Origin of the sequence: Oceanitalea stevensii (assembly GCF_014837105.1) — a bacterium.
Lineage (GTDB): Bacteria > Actinomycetota > Actinomycetes > Actinomycetales > Actinomycetaceae > Oceanitalea > Oceanitalea stevensii.
In genome coordinates this window covers 50,341-69,555 of record NZ_JACSPO010000010.1, presented here as the reverse complement: position 1 = coordinate 69,555, position 19,215 = coordinate 50,341, and the positions used below count along the sequence as shown (strand labels likewise).

Genomic DNA, 19,215 nt, shown 5'->3' with positions numbered 1-19,215 from the left:
TCCAGGGTGGCGGCGGTCGGGTCTGCGGCGTCCTCACGAGGCTAGCGGCGGGCTGGCGCGCGACCGGCTAGCGGTGGGTCGTGCCCACGCGTCGAGACGAATGCCCGTTGTGTGAGAGGCCGAGTCGTCGGCTAGTGTCGAACATGTCGGTGCCATGGGGGGTGTCGACACGGGCGGAGGGGCGACCGTGGGAGACGGCTTTGACGATCACACTGCGACGATGCGGGCGGTGCCGTTGTGGCACGAGGCCCTGGCGGCCGAGCACGCGGCGGTGCAGGCACGGCTGAGGAAGGCCATCGAGGCCGACGAGGAGTGCGACGAAGCCGTGTGACAACGGTCGGCGCGAGCCGACGTGGTCATTTCAGCCTGGCTGCTGACGCCGTCGGACGTCCTGCGCCGGCAGCCACACGCCGATCGTCTGGCGGCGGACGTCATGCATCTCCACGAGCACGGACCGCGACGTCCACGCCCAGACGACGGTGTCGATCTCCTCGACGCCGTCGCGCTCCCACACGACGCGCGCCGTCACGGGGATGGGGATGCCGCAGCTGACCTGGGCGCGGCGGTGGGGGATGGGCCGCTCGTTGAGGACGGGCTGCCACGTCGCGGCGTGGGCGTCCCACGCGAGCAGCTCCTGAGTCACGAGCTCATCGTGTCGGTGAGGTCTGACGCCGCGATGAGAAGCATGGCCGCGCCCGGTCTGTCCCTGCATGAGCCGAGTCATCGCCGACATCACCATCTCCCTGGACGGCTTCGTCACTGGCCCGGGCGCCGGGCCCGACAACGGTCTGGGCACCGGTGGCGAGCCCCTGCACCGGTGGGCCTTCTCCAACGATCCCGCCGATCAGCGGATCCTGCGCGAGGGGACGGCCCGTTCGGGCGCCGTCGTCATGGGACGGCGGCTCTTCGACATCGTCGACGGGCCGCACGGGTGGGACGAGCGGACCGGGTACGGGGCTGCGGAGGCGGGGACGCCGCCGTTCGTCGTCGTCACGAGCTCACCGCCGCCCTCCGTACGCCTGACGACCCTCGACTGGACCTTCGTCACGACGGGCCTGGCCGCCGCCGTCGAGGTCGCGCGGGAGCGGGCGGAGGCGGCGTCGGCGGAACGCGACGAGGAGCTCGACGTCGTCGTCATGGGTGGTGGGGCGACGATCGCGTCGGCGCTCGCGGCCGGGCTCGTCGACGTGCTCTCGGTGCACCTGGCGCCCCTGCTCCTGGGTGCCGGGACACCGCTCTTCCCGGGCGGGCAGTCGCACACCCTCGTGCAGCGCTCCGTCACCCCCTCCTCGACGGCGACACACCTCGTCTACGACGTCGTCACCTGACGCGCGTGTCAGTTCGGTACCGGGGCGCCTCGTCCCCTACCCTCTGAACCGTCGGCACCAGGGGGGCGCCGACGTGGGCGGAGGTGTACCCGTGGGACGCGAGCACGACGACGAGAGCACTGCTGCGAGCGGGGCCGCCCCACTGTGGATGGTCAGCCTCATGGCGCAGCGCGCGGCGCTGCACGGCCGGCTCGGTGAGGTCCTCGCGGCCGACGAGCACCGCGGCGAGTCGCTCTGAGCTCGGCTCGCCGGCGCCGTAGCGGTCGCGTCGGCGACGCGCGGCCCGTGCCCCGGTCGTAGCCTTCGTCCATGCGGACGGTGCGCAACGTCGTCGCCGCGCCGGACTCCTTCAAGGGGAGCCTCAGCGCGTTGCAGGTCGCGCGTGCCATGGCCGACGGCGCGCGTCGCGCACTCGGCCCGGAGGCGACCATCTCCGCGGTGCCGATGGCCGACGGCGGTGAGGGCACCCTCGACGCGCTGCTCGACGCCTGGCACGGCCACGAGCGGCGCCACGAGGTCACCGATGCCCTCGGCCGGCCGCGGACCGCCAGGTACGGGCTCTCCGCGGACGGGACGACGGCGGTCATCGAGGCGGCCGAGGCCAACGGGCTCCCGCACGTGCGCGACGTCGCCCTCCAGCCGCTGCGGGCCGACTCCGCCGGCGTCGGGGAGCTCGCGCGCGCCGCCCTCGAGGCCGGGGCGCGGGAGATCCTGCTCTGCATCGGCGGCTCCGCGACGACGGACGGCGGCACCGGCGTCCTGCGGGCGCTCGGCGCGCGGCTCCTTGACCGTGACGGCCGGCCCACCGAGCCCGGCGGGGGAGGGCTCGCCGCCGTCGACCGCATCGACCTCGACGACCTCCACCCGCTCGCCCGTCAGGCCCGCTGGCGCATCGCCGTCGACGTCGACAACCCGCTCGTCGGCGAGCTCGGCGCGGCCGCCGTCTTCGGCCCGCAGAAGGGGGCGACGCCGTCGGACGTCGCCGTCCTCGACGCCGGCCTCGCGCACCTCGCCGCGCGGCTCGCCGACGCCACGCGCACCGACGAGGCCGCGCTGCTCCACACGCCGGGTATGGGCGCCGCCGGTGGCCTGCCCGCGTCGCTGTCCGCGGTCCTGGGCGCCGAGATCGTGCCGGGCTCCCGGCTGGTGGCGGACGCCGTCGGGCTCCCCGCCCTGCTCGCCGACGCGGACGTCGTGCTCACCGGCGAGGGAAGCTTCGACGCGCAGTCCCTGCACGGGAAGGTCGTTGACGGCGTCCGGGCCTGCGCGCCCGACGGCGCGGCGGTCGTCGTCGTCGCGGGGCGTGTCGAGCTGTCGGCGACGGAGGTGGCCGCGGCGGGACTGGCCGCCGCCGTGTCCATCGCCCGCGGGCCGGCCACCGAGGACGCGCTGCGCGACGACGCCACCGCGCTCGTCGCCGAGGCCGCCGAAGCCGTCTGCCGCCTCCTCGCCCACAGCCGCCACTGACGACCACCACGTGCAAGGGAGCACCTCATGATCGACGTCCTCATCCTCGTCGCGCTCGTCGCGGCCATCGTCCTCACGACGGCGAAGCTCAAGATCTCCCCGTTCATCGCGCTCATCGGGGCCGCGATCATCGGCGGCTTCGCCTTCCGCCTGCCCACCGCGGACATCGTGCCGACGATCCTCACGAGCTTCGGCAACACGTTGGGCAACATCGGGCTCGTCATCCTCTTCGGGACGATGATCGGCCTGGTGCTCGAGCGGTCCGGTGGGGCCATCTCGATGGCGGACGCCCTCATCAAGGTGCTCGGCACCCGGTTCCCGAACCTCACGATGAGCGTCATCGGGTACATCGTCGCGATCCCGGTGTTCTGCGACTCCGGGTTCATCATCCTCAACTCGCTGCGCAAGGCGATCGCCGTGCGGGCGAAGGTCTCGCCGGTGGGCATGGCCGTGGCGCTCATGACCGGCCTGTACGCGACGCACACGATGGTCCCGCCCACGCCGGGGCCGCTCGCGGCGGCCGGTGAGCTGGGCGTCATCGAGGACCTCGGGCTCGTCATCGGGCTCGGGCTGCCGATCGCGGCGGTGGCGGCCGGGGCGGCGCTCCTCTTCGCCAGCACGCTGCGAAGGAAGACCTTCGAGCTGCTCCCCAAGAGCTCGGGGGAGCCGGAGCTCGACCAGTCCTACGAGGAGCTGCGGGCCAGCTACGGCACGCTGCCCCCGGCGTCGCTCGCGTTCCTGCCGATCCTCGTGCCGATCATCCTCATCTGCCTCGCCTCGTTCGGGAACCTGCCCAGCGCCCCGTTCGGCGAGGGGACGCTCCTCACCGCGCTGCAGTTCGTCGGGTCCCCGTCGATCGCGCTCATCATCGGCTTCGCGCTCGGTGTCCTGCTCCTCAAGGGCAAGGGCCGCCTCGAGCAGTTCAACGACATCGTCACCGGCTCGATCGGCGTCGCCGCGCCGATCCTCCTCATCACCGCCGCTGGGGCGGCCTTCGGCGGGGTTCTCGGCGCGAGCGAGCTCACCGGGTTCATCGCCGACAACCTCAGCACGCTGGGCCTGGGCATCTTCGTGCCGTTCATCATCGCGGCGGCGCTCAAGACGGCGCAGGGCTCCTCGACGGTCGCGATCATCACGACGGCGGCGCTGGTCGCGCCGATGCTCGAGAGCCTCGGGCTGGGGGAGACGATGGGCGCCGTGCTGACGGTCTTCGCGATCGGCGCCGGGGCGATGGTGGTCTCCCACGCCAACGACTCCTACTTCTGGGTCGTCTCCCAGCTGAGCCGGATCCCGGTGGCCACCGCCTACCGCACCCTCACCCCGGCGACGGCGATCGAGGGCGTGGCCGCGATGCTCGCCACCTGGGTGATGAGCCTCATCGTGCTCTGAGGCTCCCCCCCCCCTTCTCGCCGACAGCTGGATCCCGCCCGTCAGCTCTCGGCGGAGGGAGTGGGGGTGAGGGTGTCGCGCGGAGCGAGGAAGGTCTCGAGCACCTGGGCCACGCCGTCCTCGCCGACGGGCGGGGCGACGTGCTGCGCCGCGGCGCGGGCCTCGTGGTGGCCGTCGTGCATGGCGAAGCCGTGGCCGGCCCAGCGCAGCATCTCGACGTCGTTGGGCATGTCCCCGAAGGCGACGACGTCGGCCTGGTCGATGTCGCGGCGTCGCGCGTACTCCGTCAGCGTCGAGGCCTTGGTGACCCCCTGCGGGCCGAGCTCGAGGAGCGGCCGGGCGATGCTCGACCTGGTGACGCTGACGACGTGCCCGGCCTCGGCGCGTCCCGTTGCGAGCATCTCGTCCGGGTCCGACGCGGGGCTGAGGACCATGATCTTGATGATGTCCTCGACGTCGAGGAGCTCCTCGGTGGAGCGGGCCAGCGTCACCGGCGGCTCGTCCGGGGTGAGGCCCTCGCGGCGTCCGGCCGTGCGGACCCGCTCGAAGCCCGGGCCCACGCGCAGCTCACCGGGCGTCTCGACAGCGAAGATTGCGTCCGGCAGTGCCGCGCTGAAGCGCTCGACGGCCTCGGTGACGTGGCCGGGGGAGAGGGCGCTGACCTCGATCGGCTCCAGGCTCTGGGCGTCGACGACGATCGCGCCGTTGGCGGCGATGACCGGCCCGGTGAGGCCGGTCGCCTCGACGACGGGTGGGAGCCAGCGGGGTGGCCTCCCCGTCACCAGCACCACGTCGATCCCGCGCTCGACGTAGCTCTGCAGCGCCGCGCGGGTGCGGGCGCTCACCGTGCCACCGTGCGGCACGATCGTGCCGTCGATGTCGGTGGCGACCAGACGGGGGACGAACTCAGGCCAGGCCTTCACGTAGCTCCTCAGCTCGGGACGACGGTTCTGCCCTCCACGCTACGTGGCCGGGAGCCGGCGTGGTGGCGGCAGACGAGAACCGCCGTCGTCGTCCCCGGCCGTGCCGGGAGGAGCGGGCGGTGACGTCCACGACGCCGACTCGTGGACGTCACCGCCGCAGTCCTACGACTCGAAGGTCTGGCTCCAGATCTCGGAGCCGTCGGCGTTGTTGTAGACGTAGGTGACCTTCTGGCTCGGGCCGACGCCCATGGACTCCATCGCCGGGAAGACGCCGGTCTCGCAGAGCTCCTTGAGGTCCCCGGCCATGCTCTCGAGCTGCGTCGCGGCCTCCTCGGCGGGCACCTCCTGCGCGTAGGTGTAGGTGAACACGGCCGTGTCCGGGTACTGCGCCTCGACCGTGACCTCGGAGTAGACCTCGGCCAGCGAGTCGCCTGCCGCCTCCAGCTGTTCCCGCTCCATGGCGACGTACTCGTCCAGGGCTGCCTCCGAGTCCGCGGCCGTCGTCTCCTCGGGGGCCTCCTCCTCGGTGGCGCTCGGCTCGGCCTCCGGGGTGGCCTCGGTGGTCGCCTCCTGGGTGGCCGGCTCGGTGCTCGCCTCGGGCTCCGGCTCGTCTGAGCTGCATGCGGTGAGCGAGAGGGCGAGCGCGAGCGCGGTCAGGGAGGTTGCCCCTGCGCGGATGGTCTTGGTGAACACGAACCTCTGCCTTCGTCGTGGGATCCGGCCCGTCCTGGGCCCGGAGGGGCGTGGACCGTCCGCACATGCGGGAGGCCTACGTCCCGAGTGATGGATCTACACGGGCTCGGTGCACCGCGCACGTCGGGGAGCTGTCGACGGCTTCGTCACGAGGCCATCGTGTCGGTCCGACCCGGCGATGAGAATCACGGCCGAGCCCGGTCTGTCCCTGCATGAGTCGAGTCATCACCGACGTCACCGTCTCCCTGGACGGCGTCGTCACGGGCCTGGGCGTCGCGCCGGACAACGGCCCGACGTCGACGGCGACGCACCTGGTGCATGACCCCGTCACCTCGGACGAGGGCTGAGGAGGTCCGCATGCGCGTGATCCGAGTGATTGCCGACATCTGCGTCCGTGACATCGGGGCCGCCAAGGCCTTCTACGCGGACTACCTCGGGCTGAGCGACGAGGAGTTCGACCTCGGCTGGGTGGCCCGGTACACGTCACCGGAGACGGGGGCGAGCGTCCAGCTGGTCACCGACGACATGACCGCCTCGGAGAGTCCCACGATCTCCGTCATGGTCGACGATGTCGAGGCGGCGTTCGCGGACGCTCAGCGGCGCGGGTACGAGATCGTCCATCCACTCACCGTGGAGGCGTGGGGCGTGAGGCGGTTCTTCCTCCGGGCTCCCGACGGCACCGTGGTGAACATCGTCCAGCACCGCGAGTAGCGCTCCCTCTGCGCGAGCTCGGCGGCTCCTCGACCAGGACGCCGGCGAGTCGCTCAGGCGGCGTCCCTGCCCGCTGCGTGCTTGCCGCACCTTCAACCTATGCGAGACGCTCCGCGAGCTCGGCGAGGAACTCCTGGGCGTCCTCGAGCGCGGGGTCCGAGGCGTCCGCCCGCCGGACCGCCCCGGTGAGGATCTTCGCGGCCTGTGCAGGGTCACCCTTGCTGTCGGCGATCACGATCGCGTTGAGCAGACTCTCCCGCAGCGGTGAGGACTCCACCGGCGGCTCGGCGGTGCCCGCGCGGCTCATGACCCGGATCCAGTTGCCGGCGGGGTCGATGAGGCTGAACCCGGACAGGCCGCCGGCGTTCTTCCGGGGCCGGGGCCGCGTGATCCGCGGGAAGCCCGCGACGGGAAGCTTGCCGTACCGGGCTCGCAGGCCGGCCGCGAGGGCGTCGAACAGTGGAGCCGTGTCGTCGACGACCACCCCGCAGGTGCTGTGCGACGCCTCCGGGCGGTGACCGTCCAGCTCGTAGTAGTGCAACGGGAAACCGTGGCCCTCGACGGCGACGTACGGGTTGGGCCTCACCTGCCGGTAGGTGACGCGGAAGCCCAGGGCGGTGAAGAAGTCGGCGATCTCGTCGATGTCGGCGCACGGGAGCATGGGGATGACTTGCACAGTCATGCCTCGAGCGTGCCACCAGCGGCCGCCCGCGTAAACGTCCGCACCGTCGGTGCTCACTCCTCGGGTGTGTCCATGGGGTCGTGACCACACGACGCCGCGGGTGGGCACGTCGCGGCCGGGCAGCGGTTGTGAGGACACGTGGGGGAGGTGACCCTGGTGTCCCACCACCAGACGACCGTCGGGCCGACCGGCGACCGAGAAGGAGCACCATGCGCGGAGTTGTCATGCACGGAGCGGGGGATGTCCGCGTCGAGGACCTTCCGATGCCGACGGTCCAGGAGCCGACCGACGCGGTCATCCGGCTCGCTGCGGCGTGCGTGTGCGGCTCGGACCTGTGGCCCTACCGCGGTGCCGACGAGATCCGGGAGCCGCGGCCCATGGGGCACGAGTACGTGGGCGTCGTCGAGGAGGTCGGCTCCGCGGTGACCAACGTGAAGGTGGGCGACTTCGTCGTCGGGTCCTTCGTCGCCTCGGACAACACGTGCGAGATCTGCCGGGCCGGGTACCAGACGTCCTGCGTCCAGCGCGTGGGGATGGGCGGTTCGCAGGCCGAGTACCTGCGGGTGCCGCTCGCCGACGGCACGCTCGTCGCCACCCCCGGTGAGCCCTCGCCGGACCTGGTCCCCAGCCTGCTCGCCGCCTCCGACGTCCTCGGCACCGGCTGGTTCGCGGCGGCCGCGGCGCAGGCGGGGCCGGGCAAGACGGTCGCGGTGGTGGGCGACGGCGCGGTGGGGCTGCTCGGCGTGCTGGCGGCCCGCGAGATGGGCGCCGAGCGGATCGTCATCTTCAGCCGGCACGCCGACCGGCAGGCGCTCGCGAAGGAGTTCGGCGCGATCGACGTCGTCACCTCGCGCGGCGACGAGGGCGCGGACGCCGTCAAGGAGCTCACCGACGGGCTGGGCGCGCACTCGGTCATCGAGGCCGTCGGCACCCAGGAGTCGATGCTCCAGGCGATCAAGGCGACCCGGCCCGGCGGTCACGTCGGGTTCGTGGGTGTCTCCCACGGCGTGGAGATCCCCGGCAAGCTGCTCTTCGGCTCCCACGTCCACCTCCACGGCGGGCCGGCGCCGGTCCGCGAGTACCTGCCCGAGCTCATCGACCTCATCTGGAACCGGCGCATCGACCCGGGCCGCGTGTTCGACCTCGAGGTGCCGCTCGAGGACGCCGCCGAGGCGTACCGCGCGATGGATGAGCGGCGTGCGATCAAGGCGCTGCTGCGGGTCTGAGCGCGGCGGCCGTCGACGGCTCGCCTTCCGCCGCCCCCTCCGTCCGCCTGGGACGCACCCCCGGTCGTCTGGACGCACCTGGCGCCACGCTGGGACGTACCGGATGTGCGTTCCAGAGGACGTGGGAGATCGGGGCGATCAGCCCCTCGCGCTGGCGGGGTGGCGGCTACTAGCCTTGCCCTCGCGAGCAAGGAGGCCGCCATGCAGATCAAGCATCACCTCGTCGTGTTCGACGCCGCCGACCTGGACGTGGAGAGCCGCTTCTGGGCGGGGGTGCTGGGAGGGACCGTCGAGGCCGACGACGACTGGCACGAGGTGGTGGTCGACGGGAAGCCGTTCGTCGCGGTGCAGCTGGCGCCCGACCACGTGCCGCCCCAGTGGCCCGACGGGAACCCGCAGCAGATCCACCTCGACCTGTGGATCGACGACATCGAGGAGGCGCACGAGCACGTCATCGCGCACGGCGCGCGGCTGCTCAAGGGGTCCCAGAACGGGAACGCGACGGACACGTTCCGGGTCTATGCCGATCCGGCGGGGCATCCGTTCTGCTTGTGCTGGTGAGCGCTTCTTGAGGACGTCAATGGGACGTTCCGAGAATAGGGACCAGCCTCCACGGGAATGGGTCGGTCGACACGCGCCGTGGTATCAATGGCCCTGTCGGCATCGGGCGGTGTCGACACCCCGGACGGGAGGGCAACCTCATGGGCACCCGACAGGATCACCTGATCGAGACATCGGTGGAGCGCGCGACGTCGTGGCGCGACACCGTAGCGGCGGAGTACGAGATCCAGCAGGCAGCGCTCCGTTTCATCATCGGCGAGTTCGGGGACTCCGAAGAGTTCCTCTGACGCGGGAGGGGACGGCGACGTCGTCGTCGGATCAGCCGCCTGCCTCGCTGATCGCGAACGCGCAGACGAAACCGACGGCCGCGATCAGCCCGGTGAGCGTGCGCGTGCGCTCGAACGCCTCGGGGATCATCGTGTCGGCGAGCATCGTGAGGATGGCGCCGGCGGCCACCGCTGTGATGGCGGCGACGACCTGGGGCGACGCGGAGCCGAGGAGCAGGTAGCCGAGCGCGGCCGCGACAGCGCTCGCGACGGCAATCCCGCCCCACACCCCGAAGACGTACCGCGCACTGCGCCCGGACCGCTTCATCCCGGCGGCACTCGACAAGCCCTCGGGCAGGTTGGAGATGAAGACCGCGGCGACGACGGCGGTGCTCACCCCGCCGCCTCCGAGCAGGCTGGCACCGAGAACGACCGACTCCGGGACGCCGTCGAGCAGCGCACCGACGGCGATCGCGGCTCCGCTTCCGCTGGTCTCCTCCTCGCGGGGCTGCTGCCCCTGGGAGCGCTTGCGGTGCCGTGCGCCGCGGCGGGCGAGCTGCGCGTTGGCGAGCATGTAGGCGATCGCCCCGCCGAGGAAGCCGAGCACGGTGGGGCCCACCCCGCCGACGTCGGCCGCCTCCTGGACGAGCTCGAAGGCGAGCGCGGAGATGAGCACTCCGGAGCCGAAGGCCATGACCGCCGCGACAACGGCCGCCGGCACCCGGACGAACCATGCGACGGCCGCGCCGATCACGAGCGCGACGCCCCCGAGCGCGCCCCACGCGCCTGCTTCGAGAACCTGGGTCACGGGCTCCTCGATCCTCCTCCGGTGCCGTCCGGCCCCTCATCACTACACCTGGGGAGAACGGCGCGCGACCCTGGCGTCGTCCGCAAGGAGTTCCTCGAGCGAGAGGTCGCGACGCCCGGGCTCCCCGCGACCGCATTCTGAAATCGTGCGAGGAATGTGATGTCCGTCGGATGGCGCCGTGATATCAATCGTCCGACACCGGGCGGTGGAAACCCCCGGACCGGAAGGCAGCCCTGTGGGCACGCGACGAACTCATCTGACCGAGATCACGACCGAGCGTACGGAGTCGCAGCGCGAGGCGGTTGCGTACGAGACCCAGCACCCAGGGATTGTGGTGACGAGCGGTGACCTCGGGGACGTCGAGGAGTTCTTCTGACGCGGGCGGCGGAGTTGCCGTGGTCAGCGGCCATCGGCAGGCGTGGCGGCGGGACGGCGAGCGGCGCCCACGGCGAGGAGCGCCGCAGGGACCAGGAGCAGCGCCGCCGCGACGTTGACCGCGCGGAACCAGCCCGCCGCGAGGATCGGGCCGGCCAGGGCGGCGGCCGCCGCGCCGGCGTAGCTCATGGCGGCGTCCGTGGCCCCCTGCAGCGGGACCCGCACGTGGTCGGGCGCGACCTCGGTGAGCAGCGCGGAGGCGGAGATGAGCGACGCCGACCAGCCGAGGCCCAGGACCGTGAGCGCGAGGGCGGTGAGGCCCGGGCTCTCGCCCGAGGCGGCCGCGACGAAGCCCAGGACGGTCGCGGCGAGGAGGACGAGGATGCCGCCGACCGCCACGGCCACACCGCCACGCCGGTCGACCAGCCACCCGAACACCGGGCTGAGCGCGTACATCCCCAGGACGTGGACGCTGATGACGATGCCGACGAGCTCCAGGCTCATCCCGCTGTGCTGCATGTGCACCGGCGTCATCACCATGACCATGACCATGACGGCGTGGGCCACGGCGATGAGCCCGACGGCGAACCTGGCCACCGGGTGCCCGGCAGCCCACCGCAGCGCGGCCGTGGCACCGACCGCCCGCGGCGCGGACGCGGTACCCGCCGGTGGCGGCTGTCCGGCCGAGCCGTCCGCCGCGCCGTCGACGGGGCGGAAGAAGACGCCGAGGACGGTGGCGGCGAGGGCGAAGGCGAGGGCGGAGAACAGGTAGGGCCCGGCGAGGCCAGGGATGCCGACTTCCGAGGCCGCCCGCTCGCCCACCGCCGTGAGGTTGGGCCCGGCCACCGAGCCGACCGTCGTCGCCCACAGGACGACCGAGATCGACCGGGCGCGGGTGGCGGCGCTCGCTCCGTCGGCGGCGGCGTACCGGGACTGGAGGTTCGCTGCCTGCGCCACCCCGAAGGTCCCCAGCCCCAGCAGCAGGACGAGGAAGGAGCCGATGACGGCGGCCGTGACGACGAGGCCGGCGCCGAGCAGGGCGACCGTGTACCCGAGCGTGAGCGACCACCGCCGGCCCCGCCGGGTGGCCAGGGTGGCGAGCGGGACGGCGGCGACCGCGGCGCCGAGGACGCCCGTGGCCTGCGCCAGGCCGGCCACGGCCGTGCCCCCGAGGCGCTCGGCGAGCAGGGCGCCGACGGCGATCCCCGACGCCACCCCGATCCCGCCCAGGACGTTGCTCAGGGCGAGGAGTGCAACGGCGCGGCGTCGCGTGGGTTCGTGTTGCGGCATCGTCGTCCTCTCGCCGACCGGGCTGAGTCTAGGACTGACGCCGCCTGGGCAGCGGACACCTATGGTCGCGACGCTCTGGGCCTCTGCCGTTGCTGCCGTCTGTCGCAGTGCGATGTGCGTGTTGACCAGGAGCTCGCGGGCCAGCGCTCGACGTGGACGCCATGGTCTGGACCCGCGGACGGATGCGAGGATCGCGCCATGCGTAGTGACCGCTGGATCGACGTGGCCCGGGGGGCCGGCCTGCTCTCGCCGTCGGGCGTCGTCGCCCCGACGATCTTTGCCGAGATGTCCGAGCTCGCCGCCCGCACGGGCGCGGTCAACCTCGGTCAGGGCTTCCCGGACGTCGACGGGCCCGAGCACCTCAAGGAGGCCGCAATCGCGGCCATCCGGGACGGCCATAACCAGTACCCGCCGGGCCCCGGCATCCCGCAGCTGCGCGAGGCGGTCGCCGCGCACCAGGCCCGCCACTACGGCTTGAGCGTCGACCCGGACACCGAGGTGCTCGTCACCGCCGGCGCGACCGAGGCGATCGCCGCGACGATCCTCGCGCTCGCCGGGCCGGGGGACGAGGTCCTCACCCTCGAGCCGTACTACGACTCCTACGCCGCCTCCATCGCGATGGCCGGCGCCACCCACCGCACCATCGCGCTGCGCCCCGGCCCGGACGGCTTCCACCTCGACCCCGACGACGTGCGCGCGGCGTTCACCGACCGCACGCGTATCGTCCTGGTCAACACCCCGCACAACCCCACCGGCACCGTCCTCACGATCGACGAGTTGACGCTCCTGGCGGAGCAGGCCGCGGCACGGGACGCCGTCATCGTCACCGACGAGGTCTACGAGCACCTCACCTACGACGGCGTGCGGCACGTCCCGCTCGCCACGCTCCCCGCCGCGGCAGGGCGCACGCTGACGATCTCCTCCTCGGGGAAGTCGCTGTCCTTCACCGGGTGGAAGGTCGGGTGGATCCACGGCCCGGCGGAGCTCGTCACCGCCGTGCGCACCGTCAAGCAGTTCCTCACCTACGTCGCCTCCGGGCCGTTCCAGCACGCCGTCGCGGCCGGGCTGGCCGACGAGGACGGGCGGACGGGGGAGTACGTCGCCGGGCTCCGGGCCTCCCTGCAGTCCCGCCGCGACCTCCTCACCGGAGCGCTCGACGCCGCAGGTTTCGCCACGGTCCGGGCGGCCGGCACGTACTTCGTCGTCGCCGACGCCGCACCGCTCGGCTTCACCGACGCCGTCGACCTGTGCCGCCGGCTGCCCGAGCTGGCCGACGTCGTCGGGATCCCGGTCAGTGCGTTCTGCGCCGCCGGGTCAACGACGGCGGATGCGCTGGGTTCGTGGGTGCGCTTCACCTACGTCAAGCAGGAGAGCGTGCTGGAGCGTGCGGCCGAGGGGCTGGCGCGCCTCCGCGCCTGAGCCGCTCGCTTGCGTCGCACCCTCACAACTCCCGCGTCCGTTCCGAGGGGCGACCGAAGGCGCGAGAGTGCGACGCAAGCACCGGAAACAGACACGCTCGGACTCAGGTGATGGCGCGCAGATAGTCCGCGAGGTCGGACCGGCGGCAGGAGCCCGCGCGAACCCACGCCTGAAGTGCCGCGATCTCACCGGCGCTGAGCTCCTCCGCGAGCTCCTCGGCGACGGCTTCCGCCAACTCGGCTCGCGTGAGCCCCGGACGCGCCGTCCGCGCGACCCAGGAGCCGATCGTGTAGCGCCAGGGATGGAGGTCGCTGGGCACCTGGGAGACCAGGCGGACGAGCGCGAGCAGGCGGCCCGTCACGGCCGAGGTCGTGCCGAGCAGCTGCGCGACCTCGGCGGGTGAGTGCGCCAGGAGGTCGCGTTCACCCGTGATGCCCAGGCGCGTGAGGCCGTCCTTCAGTCGAGCGATCCCGGGCAAGGAGAAGAACTCGTCCTTCTCGGGCGGGAACGCAGCACGGTAGGTGTCGGTACGGCGGAACTGCTCGAGCTGGGGGTCCAGTGCGCGCCACGCGGCTAGCTGCGGCTCGGCGGCCGCGAGACGCAGGTGGTGGACCGCCCGCTCGAGGGCAGGCGTGGGGGCCGTGGCGTAGTGGCAGGCGGCCTGGTGGTGCTCGAGGGGGGTGAGCGGCGGCTCGGGGGCGCCGTTCGTCCCGACCACCATGAGGATCCGGGCGTTGCGCGCGATCGCCCGGAGCAGGGTGACGTTCTCGGCGGGGACTTCGGGGGCCGCGACGAGCGCGTCGACGTCCGTCACCAGCGCCTTCGCCAGCTCCCGGGCGCACCCCAGCCCTGCGGCGGTGCCACTGCCGTCTGCGAAGGCGAGGTTGATCCGGGCGACGAGCCGGTTGAGCCGCGCCCGGCAGGTGAGGAGCATCGCGCCCGCGGGGTCGTCCTCGCTGAGGCCCTCGAGCCTGTCGAGAAGAGCGGTGAGCTCGTCGACGTAGAGGCTGAGGTCGGGCGCGTTGCTGGCGCTGCGGAACCGGCAGTGGAGCAGGCCCAGCGTCGCGGCGAGGTTCCCGCTGTCCAGGCCCACGGCCCGGGCCAGGAGCGGCGCGGCCGCGTCGTAGTCGCGTGCGAAGTCGCTGGTCGCCACGGTCTGGAACCCGACGGACAGGCCGTTGGTCGCGCCACCCAACCCGGGGAACCGATGCACCTCGTGCAGCTTGGCCAGCACCAGGGCGGCGCTCATGCGGTGCAGGTCGGGCAGGACCGCCACTTCTGCGGATGGAGATGCGCTCGCGGTGAGCACCGGCGTCCGGAGGCCGAGCGCGTCTCGGTCCACGACCGCCACGAGGGCGGAACGGCCGTTGTGGGTGACCTCCACCGTCTCGCGGTCCACGGACTCCTCGTCGATGGACACCTCCCACGGGGCGCGCGGGACGAGCACGTGGAGGACGGCGAGCAGGAGCTTTGCGACGGCGCCCGCGGGGAGCGCGCTGATGACAGCGGTGTCGAGCGCGGAGACGTCCGTACCGCGGGGGAACTGCGCCCCTCGCGGGCCCTGGGCCCCGAGCTCGTTGAGGATGCCGATGACGTGCGCGGTGGCACTCGTCGACTCCTTGCCGTCCGCGCCTCGCACGGTCACCGCGATCCGCAGCGAGCTCGCCAGGAGCCGGGCGACGCGGTCCACCGCCCACGCCGTGAGGGCGAGGACCACGACGGCGACAGCAGCGATCACCGGTGCGTCCCCGCTCGTGCGGGGTGCCCAGACGATGAGGAAGACGAACGCGGCCGTCGCGGCGAGCACCACGGCCCCGGCGGCGACCTTCGCGCCACCACGGCTGGCGCCGATCCTGGCCAGCGCGGCGTACCGCGTCGGCGAGAGACGACGGGTCTGGACACGGGCGAGCACGTAGACGGCGGCAAGGAAGCCGACGACGGCGAGCGCAAGGTCCCGGAGTGGTTCCGCCCACCGCTCGACGAACCCCGCGAGGGAGGAGGCGACGTCCTCGCTCCAGGTCATCGGCTGTTCGGCGGAGACGGCGACGTCGCAGGCCGCGAGAACCTCGCTCCGTGTGTCCGCCGATGTGCCGCAGACGTCGGCCAGCTGGGCCCGTAGTGGCGCGAGGGCGTCATCGTCCGCCAGCGTCGTGACGATCGTGGCAAGCGAGGTCCGAGCCTGTGCCTCGAAGTACTCCGGGGCGCAGTCGCGGCGATGCGCTGCCGCTGCGGCGCGATGCTCGTCGACGAGGGCGCGGGCGTCCTGAGGCCGAGCCTGCGCGTTGAGACTCCGCGCGAGCGCACAGGCCCGGTCGGTCGGGTCTTGGGTCGGCTCCTCCGTCTGTGCCTGTGCGCCGGGCGCCGCCAGCAGGGCGAGGACCACGAGGAGCCCCGTCACCAGGGCGGCGAGCGCGCGCGCCGGCGCGCCCACCGGACCGCCTGCGCTCGTGCGGTTCATCGTGTGCTCCCGACGCCGACGTCGAACCTGCTGGCTCCACCGTTCCACCGGGAGGCCCGACGGTGGAGGGGCGGAGCGGGTGATGCTCCGGCGGTCGCGGCTGTCGGCGGGGGTGACCGCCACGCCGCGGCGACCGCCTCGACCGGCGCGGCGTATCGTCAGGTGCCATGCCCAGGATCACCGAGGCGACCGTCGCCGAGCACCGCGCGGCGCGGGAGCGAGCGCTGCTCGACGCCGCGCACACGATCCTCCTGGAGACCGGTGAGCCGCCCAGCCTGTCCGACGTCGCCACCCGGGCCGGCCTTGCGCGGACCAGCGCGTACCAGTACTTCGGCTCCAAGCGCGAGCTCCTCCACGCCATGGTGAAGGACATCTATCCGCGGTGGACCGAGCGGATCCGCGAGGCCATGGCCGCCGCCCCGACGGACGCCGACCGCATCCTCGCCTACGCCGTCGCCAACATCGACCTCGTCGTCGAGGGCGCCCACGCGGTGGGCAGCGCCCTGGCGGCGCTCGATCCTGGCGAGGCACTGGACGAGCAGGCCGCGCGGATGCACCGCGAGATCCAGGAACCGCTCATTTCGGCCCTCGACGCCCTGGGCGTGGACGCGCCCGACGACGTCGCGGGCCTGATCAACGCCGTCGTCCACGGGGCCACCCTGCTGCTCGAGACGGGGCAGGGGCGCGACGCCGCCGTCGCGCGACTCGTCGCCGTCCTCGGGCCGATGGTCCGCGAGCTGGGTGGGACCGGCCGGGCGCACTGAGCGCAAGACCACACGCGTCCCGGGTGCACCGCCGGCCCGCTTTGTGACACGCTGTCGGCATCTTCCCGACACGGTGTCGGCAACTGGCGGGCCTCGGGCTCGGTGCGGTCGCGGGCGCCGGCAACCTCATCAAAGGACACTCATGTTCCTCGCACTGCGCGAGCTGTCGTTCGCCCGGGGCCGTTTCAGTCTCATGGGCGTCGTTATCGCTCTCATCGCCGTTCTCATGGTCCTGCTCTCCGGCCTCTCCGCCGGGCTGGTCAACGACGGCGTCTCCGGCCTCAAGTCCCTGCCCACCTCGACCTCCTTCGCGTTCGACGCCGGTACCAAGGCGGACAACGCGTTCTCCCGCTCCGTCGTCGACGACGCCCAGCTCGCCACCTGGCGCGACCAGTCCGACGTCGCCGAGGCGTCCCCGATGGGGGCGTCCATCGTCAACGCCGTGACCGACACCGGCGAGCAGGTCGACCTCACCCTCTTCGGCGTCGAGCCCGGCTCGTTCCTCGCCCCCGACGTCGCCGACGGCACCGGCCTCGACGACCCCGCGGGGATCGTCGTCTCCGGCACCGCGGACGGTCTCGAGATCGGGACCGTCGTCACCCTCGACCGCCTCGACACCCAGCTCGAGGTCGTCGGCTTCACCGACGAGCAGGCCACCTTCGGCCACGTCGACATCGCCTACCTCCCGCTCGGGACCTGGCAGCTCATCGCCGCCGGGGAGGCCCCCGCCGGCTCTGCGCCCACCGCGGAGCAGGTCGCGGCCCTCGACTTCGACCAGTACTCCGTCATCGGGCTCCTCGGCACCGAGGGCTCCGCCCTCGCCGCCGGTGACGCCGACGCGCTCGCCGCCGGTGACGCCGCCGCCGACACGACGACGATGACGCTCGAGGAGTCCTTCAACGCCTCCCCGGGCTACGAGGCCGAGACGCTGACGCTCAGCATGATCCAGTGGTTCCTCTACGCGATCGGCGCGCTCGTCGTCGGCGCCTTCTTCACCGTGTGGACCATCCAGCGCAGCCACGAGCTCGCCGTGCTCCGCGCCATGGGTGCCTCCGCCCGCTACCTGCTCCGTGACGGTCTCGCGCAGGCGGCCATCCTCCTGCTCGTCTTCACCGCCGTCGGTGTCGCTGTCGGGGTGGGCCTCGGTGCCCTCATGCCGGACGGCATGCCCTTCGCCCTGGAGGCCCCGGCCATCGCCGTCGCCTCCGCCGTCACCATCCTGCTCGGACTGCTCGGCGCCGCCGTCGCCGTCCTGCGGGTTACCTGCATCGACCCGATCACCGCGCTGGGAGGCGCCCGATGAGCACCTTCGACACTGCCGGCATGGACGGCACGACGCTCGGCCTGCGGCTGCGCGACGTCACCCTCGAGGTCGGCGACGGCGCGGGCAAGGTCCGCGCGATGGACGCCGTCGACCTCGACGTCGCCCCGGGCGAGCTCGTCGCCGTCGTCGGCCCCTCGGGCGCCGGCAAGTCCTCGCTCCTCGCCGTGGCCGGCGCGCTGGCGACGCCCACCTCCGGCGACGTGCAGGTCCTCGGTGAGGACCTCGGCGCGATGCGCCGTCGCGGGCAGGGCGCCCTCGCGGAGTTCCGGCGCAGCCGGCTCGGCTTCGTCTTCCAGTCCGGCAACCTCGTGCCGGCCCTCACGGCGGCCGACCAGCTGCGCCTCGCCTACCGGATCGCCGGGCGCCCCGGCGCGCGGTCCTTCGACCCGCTCCCGCTGCTCGACGCCGTGGGGATGAGCCACCGGGCCGACCACCGTCCCGGTGAGCTCTCCGGCGGTGAGCGGCAGCGGGTGGGCATCGCACGCGCCCTCGTCAACGACCCCGGGCTGCTCCTCGTCGACGAGCCCACCGCGGCCCTCGACCGGGCGCGCAGCCACGAGGTCGTCGAGCTGCTCGCGGCACGGTGCCACGAGCGGGGGATCGCCGTCGTCATGGTCACCCACGACCACGACGTCCTCACCCACTGCGACCGCGTCGTCGAGATGATCGACGGGCGGCTGGCGCAGGTCCCGGACGTGCAGTAGCGCCCGCTCAGCCGTAGGCGAGGTAGCGGCCGGGCTTGCCCTGCTCGGTGACGGTGAAGCGCAGCCGCAGGCCCGTGCTCTCCACCGCCGCGACCTGCGGCGCGACGTCCTCGGGGACGACGACGGCGGCGTGCTCGAGTCCCCACTCGTCCCGGAGCCAGTCCCGCAGTACTTCCAGCAGCACACGGTCGGTGCCCGCCCCCAGGCGCGAGGCACGCACCCAGAAGTAGACGGCGGCGTCCACGTCCTCCCACCGGTCCTCCGCGGCCGCAGGGACGATGTGGGCGCCGTCGTACATCCGCGCGTCGGGCGGCATGAGGTAGACGCATCCGAGGCATGTCGTGTCCGCCGGGTCCAGCACGGTGTAGGTGAAGGCCCGCCCCTCGGCGTGGCGCCTCTCCAGGCCCTCGAGGTCGGCCCGGTTCTCCGCGACGGTGAAGTCGTCGGCGGGCCAGCCCGTCTGCTCCCAGGGGCGCAGGAGCTCCCTGCTCTCCATCACGGCCGCGTGGTCTAGCTCCGCGTCCGCCGCGGTGATCGGCCGCAGGGAGAGCCCCGGGACCGTCAGACCGTCCGGGGCGAGCAGCCCGGCAGGGAACGGCACGACACCACCTCCGACTCGTGTGTGCCCAAGGCCTCACTGCGGGCCGCAGCGCCGCCCGTGGGCTGGGACGGCGAGCCTACCGAGCGGCGCTCCGCCCGGTCCTCCCCATTTCCCACGAGAAGCTCACGTCCGAAGCATGAGATACTCGTCTCTGCTGCTGGACGTGTCAGCGCCCGGCACGACAGGCTGAGCGCGGGCTGATCGGGGGCGGACGGTGCCCGCCCGC

The 19,215-nt window shown here is 72.9% G+C and carries 22 protein-coding genes; 14 read left to right on the top strand and 8 right to left on the bottom strand.

Features of this window, described 5'->3' with window-relative positions:
• Nucleotides 1-187 precede the first annotated feature (187 nt).
• Nucleotides 188-331, top strand: a complete 144-nt coding sequence (locus H9624_RS13840) for a hypothetical protein (protein WP_251840484.1) — start codon at nt 188-190, stop codon at nt 329-331.
• Between the two features lie 30 nt (nt 332-361).
• Here the strand turns inward: H9624_RS13840 and H9624_RS13835 are convergent, their stop codons facing one another.
• Nucleotides 362-643 (bottom strand): hypothetical protein, encoded by a 282-nt coding sequence (locus H9624_RS13835; RefSeq protein WP_251840483.1) that lies wholly within the window; start codon nt 641-643, stop codon nt 362-364.
• Nucleotides 644-710: 67 nt separating this feature from the next.
• On the opposite strand from H9624_RS13835, the gene H9624_RS13830 reads away from it, so the two are divergent.
• The 4 genes from H9624_RS13830 to H9624_RS13815 all read left to right on the top strand — a co-directional run bounded on the left by H9624_RS13830 (nt 711) and on the right by H9624_RS13815 (nt 4,184).
• The gene (locus tag H9624_RS13830; protein WP_251840482.1) at nt 711-1,328 is read left to right on the top strand and encodes a dihydrofolate reductase family protein; all 618 of its coding nucleotides are present in this window, start codon (nt 711-713) and stop codon (nt 1,326-1,328) included.
• Nucleotides 1,329-1,419: 91 nt separating this feature from the next.
• Nucleotides 1,420-1,566 carry a hypothetical protein gene (locus tag H9624_RS13825; protein WP_251840481.1) on the top strand — a complete coding sequence of 49 codons (147 nt, stop codon included), beginning with the start codon at nt 1,420-1,422 and terminating at the stop codon, nt 1,564-1,566.
• A gap of 71 nt (nt 1,567-1,637) precedes the next feature.
• Nucleotides 1,638-2,795, top strand: a complete 1,158-nt coding sequence (locus H9624_RS13820; RefSeq protein WP_251840480.1) for a glycerate kinase — start codon at nt 1,638-1,640, stop codon at nt 2,793-2,795.
• A 27-nt stretch (nt 2,796-2,822) separates the two neighbouring features.
• Complete coding sequence (locus H9624_RS13815; RefSeq protein ID WP_251840479.1) at nt 2,823-4,184, top strand: GntP family permease; 1,362 nt, start codon at nt 2,823-2,825, stop codon at nt 4,182-4,184.
• Between the two features lie 41 nt (nt 4,185-4,225).
• On the opposite strand, the gene H9624_RS13810 is transcribed toward H9624_RS13815, so the two are convergent.
• Both H9624_RS13810 and H9624_RS13805 read right to left on the bottom strand, forming a co-directional pair.
• Nucleotides 4,226-5,107, bottom strand: a complete 882-nt coding sequence (locus H9624_RS13810) for an HAD family hydrolase (protein WP_251840478.1) — start codon at nt 5,105-5,107, stop codon at nt 4,226-4,228.
• Between the two features lie 162 nt (nt 5,108-5,269).
• Entirely contained in the window at nt 5,270-5,800 is a 531-nt protein-coding gene (locus H9624_RS13805; protein ID WP_251840477.1) for a DUF4854 domain-containing protein, read from the bottom strand.
• 212 nt (nt 5,801-6,012) lie between these two features.
• Here H9624_RS13805 and H9624_RS16665 point away from each other — a divergent pair, with 212 nt between their 5' ends.
• Complete coding sequence (locus H9624_RS16665) at nt 6,013-6,147, top strand: hypothetical protein (protein WP_286011242.1); 135 nt, start codon at nt 6,013-6,015, stop codon at nt 6,145-6,147.
• Between the two features lie 10 nt (nt 6,148-6,157).
• Complete coding sequence (locus tag H9624_RS13800; protein ID WP_251840476.1) at nt 6,158-6,511, top strand: VOC family protein; 354 nt, start codon at nt 6,158-6,160, stop codon at nt 6,509-6,511.
• A 97-nt stretch (nt 6,512-6,608) separates the two neighbouring features.
• Here the strand turns inward: H9624_RS13800 and H9624_RS13795 are convergent, their stop codons facing one another.
• Nucleotides 6,609-7,193 (bottom strand): DUF8817 family protein, encoded by a 585-nt coding sequence (locus tag H9624_RS13795; RefSeq protein WP_251840475.1) that lies wholly within the window; start codon nt 7,191-7,193, stop codon nt 6,609-6,611.
• A gap of 209 nt (nt 7,194-7,402) precedes the next feature.
• Between H9624_RS13795 and H9624_RS13790 the strand changes: the two genes are divergently transcribed.
• From H9624_RS13790 to H9624_RS13780, 3 genes are all read left to right on the top strand, one after another.
• On the top strand, nt 7,403-8,419 hold the full coding sequence (locus H9624_RS13790) for a zinc-dependent alcohol dehydrogenase family protein (protein ID WP_251840474.1): 1,017 nt from the start codon (nt 7,403-7,405) through the stop codon (nt 8,417-8,419).
• 201 nt (nt 8,420-8,620) lie between these two features.
• Nucleotides 8,621-8,980, top strand: a complete 360-nt coding sequence (locus tag H9624_RS13785) for a VOC family protein (protein ID WP_251840473.1) — start codon at nt 8,621-8,623, stop codon at nt 8,978-8,980.
• A 140-nt stretch (nt 8,981-9,120) separates the two neighbouring features.
• Nucleotides 9,121-9,267 (top strand): hypothetical protein, encoded by a 147-nt coding sequence (locus H9624_RS13780; RefSeq protein WP_251840472.1) that lies wholly within the window; start codon nt 9,121-9,123, stop codon nt 9,265-9,267.
• 31 nt (nt 9,268-9,298) lie between these two features.
• Here the strand turns inward: H9624_RS13780 and H9624_RS13775 are convergent, their stop codons facing one another.
• Together H9624_RS13775 and H9624_RS13770 are read right to left on the bottom strand one after the other, a co-directional pair.
• Complete coding sequence (locus tag H9624_RS13775; RefSeq protein WP_251840471.1) at nt 9,299-10,054, bottom strand: ZIP family metal transporter; 756 nt, start codon at nt 10,052-10,054, stop codon at nt 9,299-9,301.
• 399 nt (nt 10,055-10,453) lie between these two features.
• A complete protein-coding gene (locus H9624_RS13770) occupies nt 10,454-11,719 on the bottom strand; it encodes an MFS transporter (protein WP_251840470.1) in 1,266 nt (421 codons plus the stop codon).
• 198 nt (nt 11,720-11,917) lie between these two features.
• On the opposite strand from H9624_RS13770, the gene H9624_RS13765 reads away from it, so the two are divergent.
• Nucleotides 11,918-13,138: an aminotransferase class I/II-fold pyridoxal phosphate-dependent enzyme gene (locus H9624_RS13765; RefSeq protein WP_251840469.1), complete on the top strand. Its 1,221-nt coding sequence runs from the start codon at nt 11,918-11,920 to the stop codon at nt 13,136-13,138.
• A 103-nt stretch (nt 13,139-13,241) separates the two neighbouring features.
• On the opposite strand, the gene H9624_RS13760 is transcribed toward H9624_RS13765, so the two are convergent.
• Nucleotides 13,242-15,596 (bottom strand): hypothetical protein, encoded by a 2,355-nt coding sequence (locus tag H9624_RS13760; protein ID WP_251840468.1) that lies wholly within the window; start codon nt 15,594-15,596, stop codon nt 13,242-13,244.
• A gap of 167 nt (nt 15,597-15,763) precedes the next feature.
• On the opposite strand from H9624_RS13760, the gene H9624_RS13755 reads away from it, so the two are divergent.
• The 3 genes from H9624_RS13755 (at nt 15,764) to H9624_RS13745 (ending at nt 18,388) form a co-directional block, all read left to right on the top strand.
• A complete protein-coding gene (locus H9624_RS13755) occupies nt 15,764-16,360 on the top strand; it encodes a TetR/AcrR family transcriptional regulator (RefSeq protein WP_251840467.1) in 597 nt (198 codons plus the stop codon).
• A 142-nt stretch (nt 16,361-16,502) separates the two neighbouring features.
• Nucleotides 16,503-17,663 (top strand): ABC transporter permease, encoded by a 1,161-nt coding sequence (locus tag H9624_RS13750; protein WP_251840466.1) that lies wholly within the window; start codon nt 16,503-16,505, stop codon nt 17,661-17,663.
• Nucleotides 17,660-18,388 carry an ABC transporter ATP-binding protein gene (locus H9624_RS13745; RefSeq protein ID WP_251840465.1) on the top strand — a complete coding sequence of 243 codons (729 nt, stop codon included), beginning with the start codon at nt 17,660-17,662 and terminating at the stop codon, nt 18,386-18,388. The genes H9624_RS13750 and H9624_RS13745 overlap by 4 nt, the downstream gene beginning before the upstream one ends.
• Nucleotides 18,389-18,395: 7 nt before the next feature.
• Here the strand turns inward: H9624_RS13745 and H9624_RS13740 are convergent, their stop codons facing one another.
• The gene (locus tag H9624_RS13740) at nt 18,396-18,989 is read right to left on the bottom strand and encodes a GNAT family N-acetyltransferase (RefSeq protein ID WP_251840464.1); all 594 of its coding nucleotides are present in this window, start codon (nt 18,987-18,989) and stop codon (nt 18,396-18,398) included.
• Nucleotides 18,990-19,215: the final 226 nt, after the last annotated feature.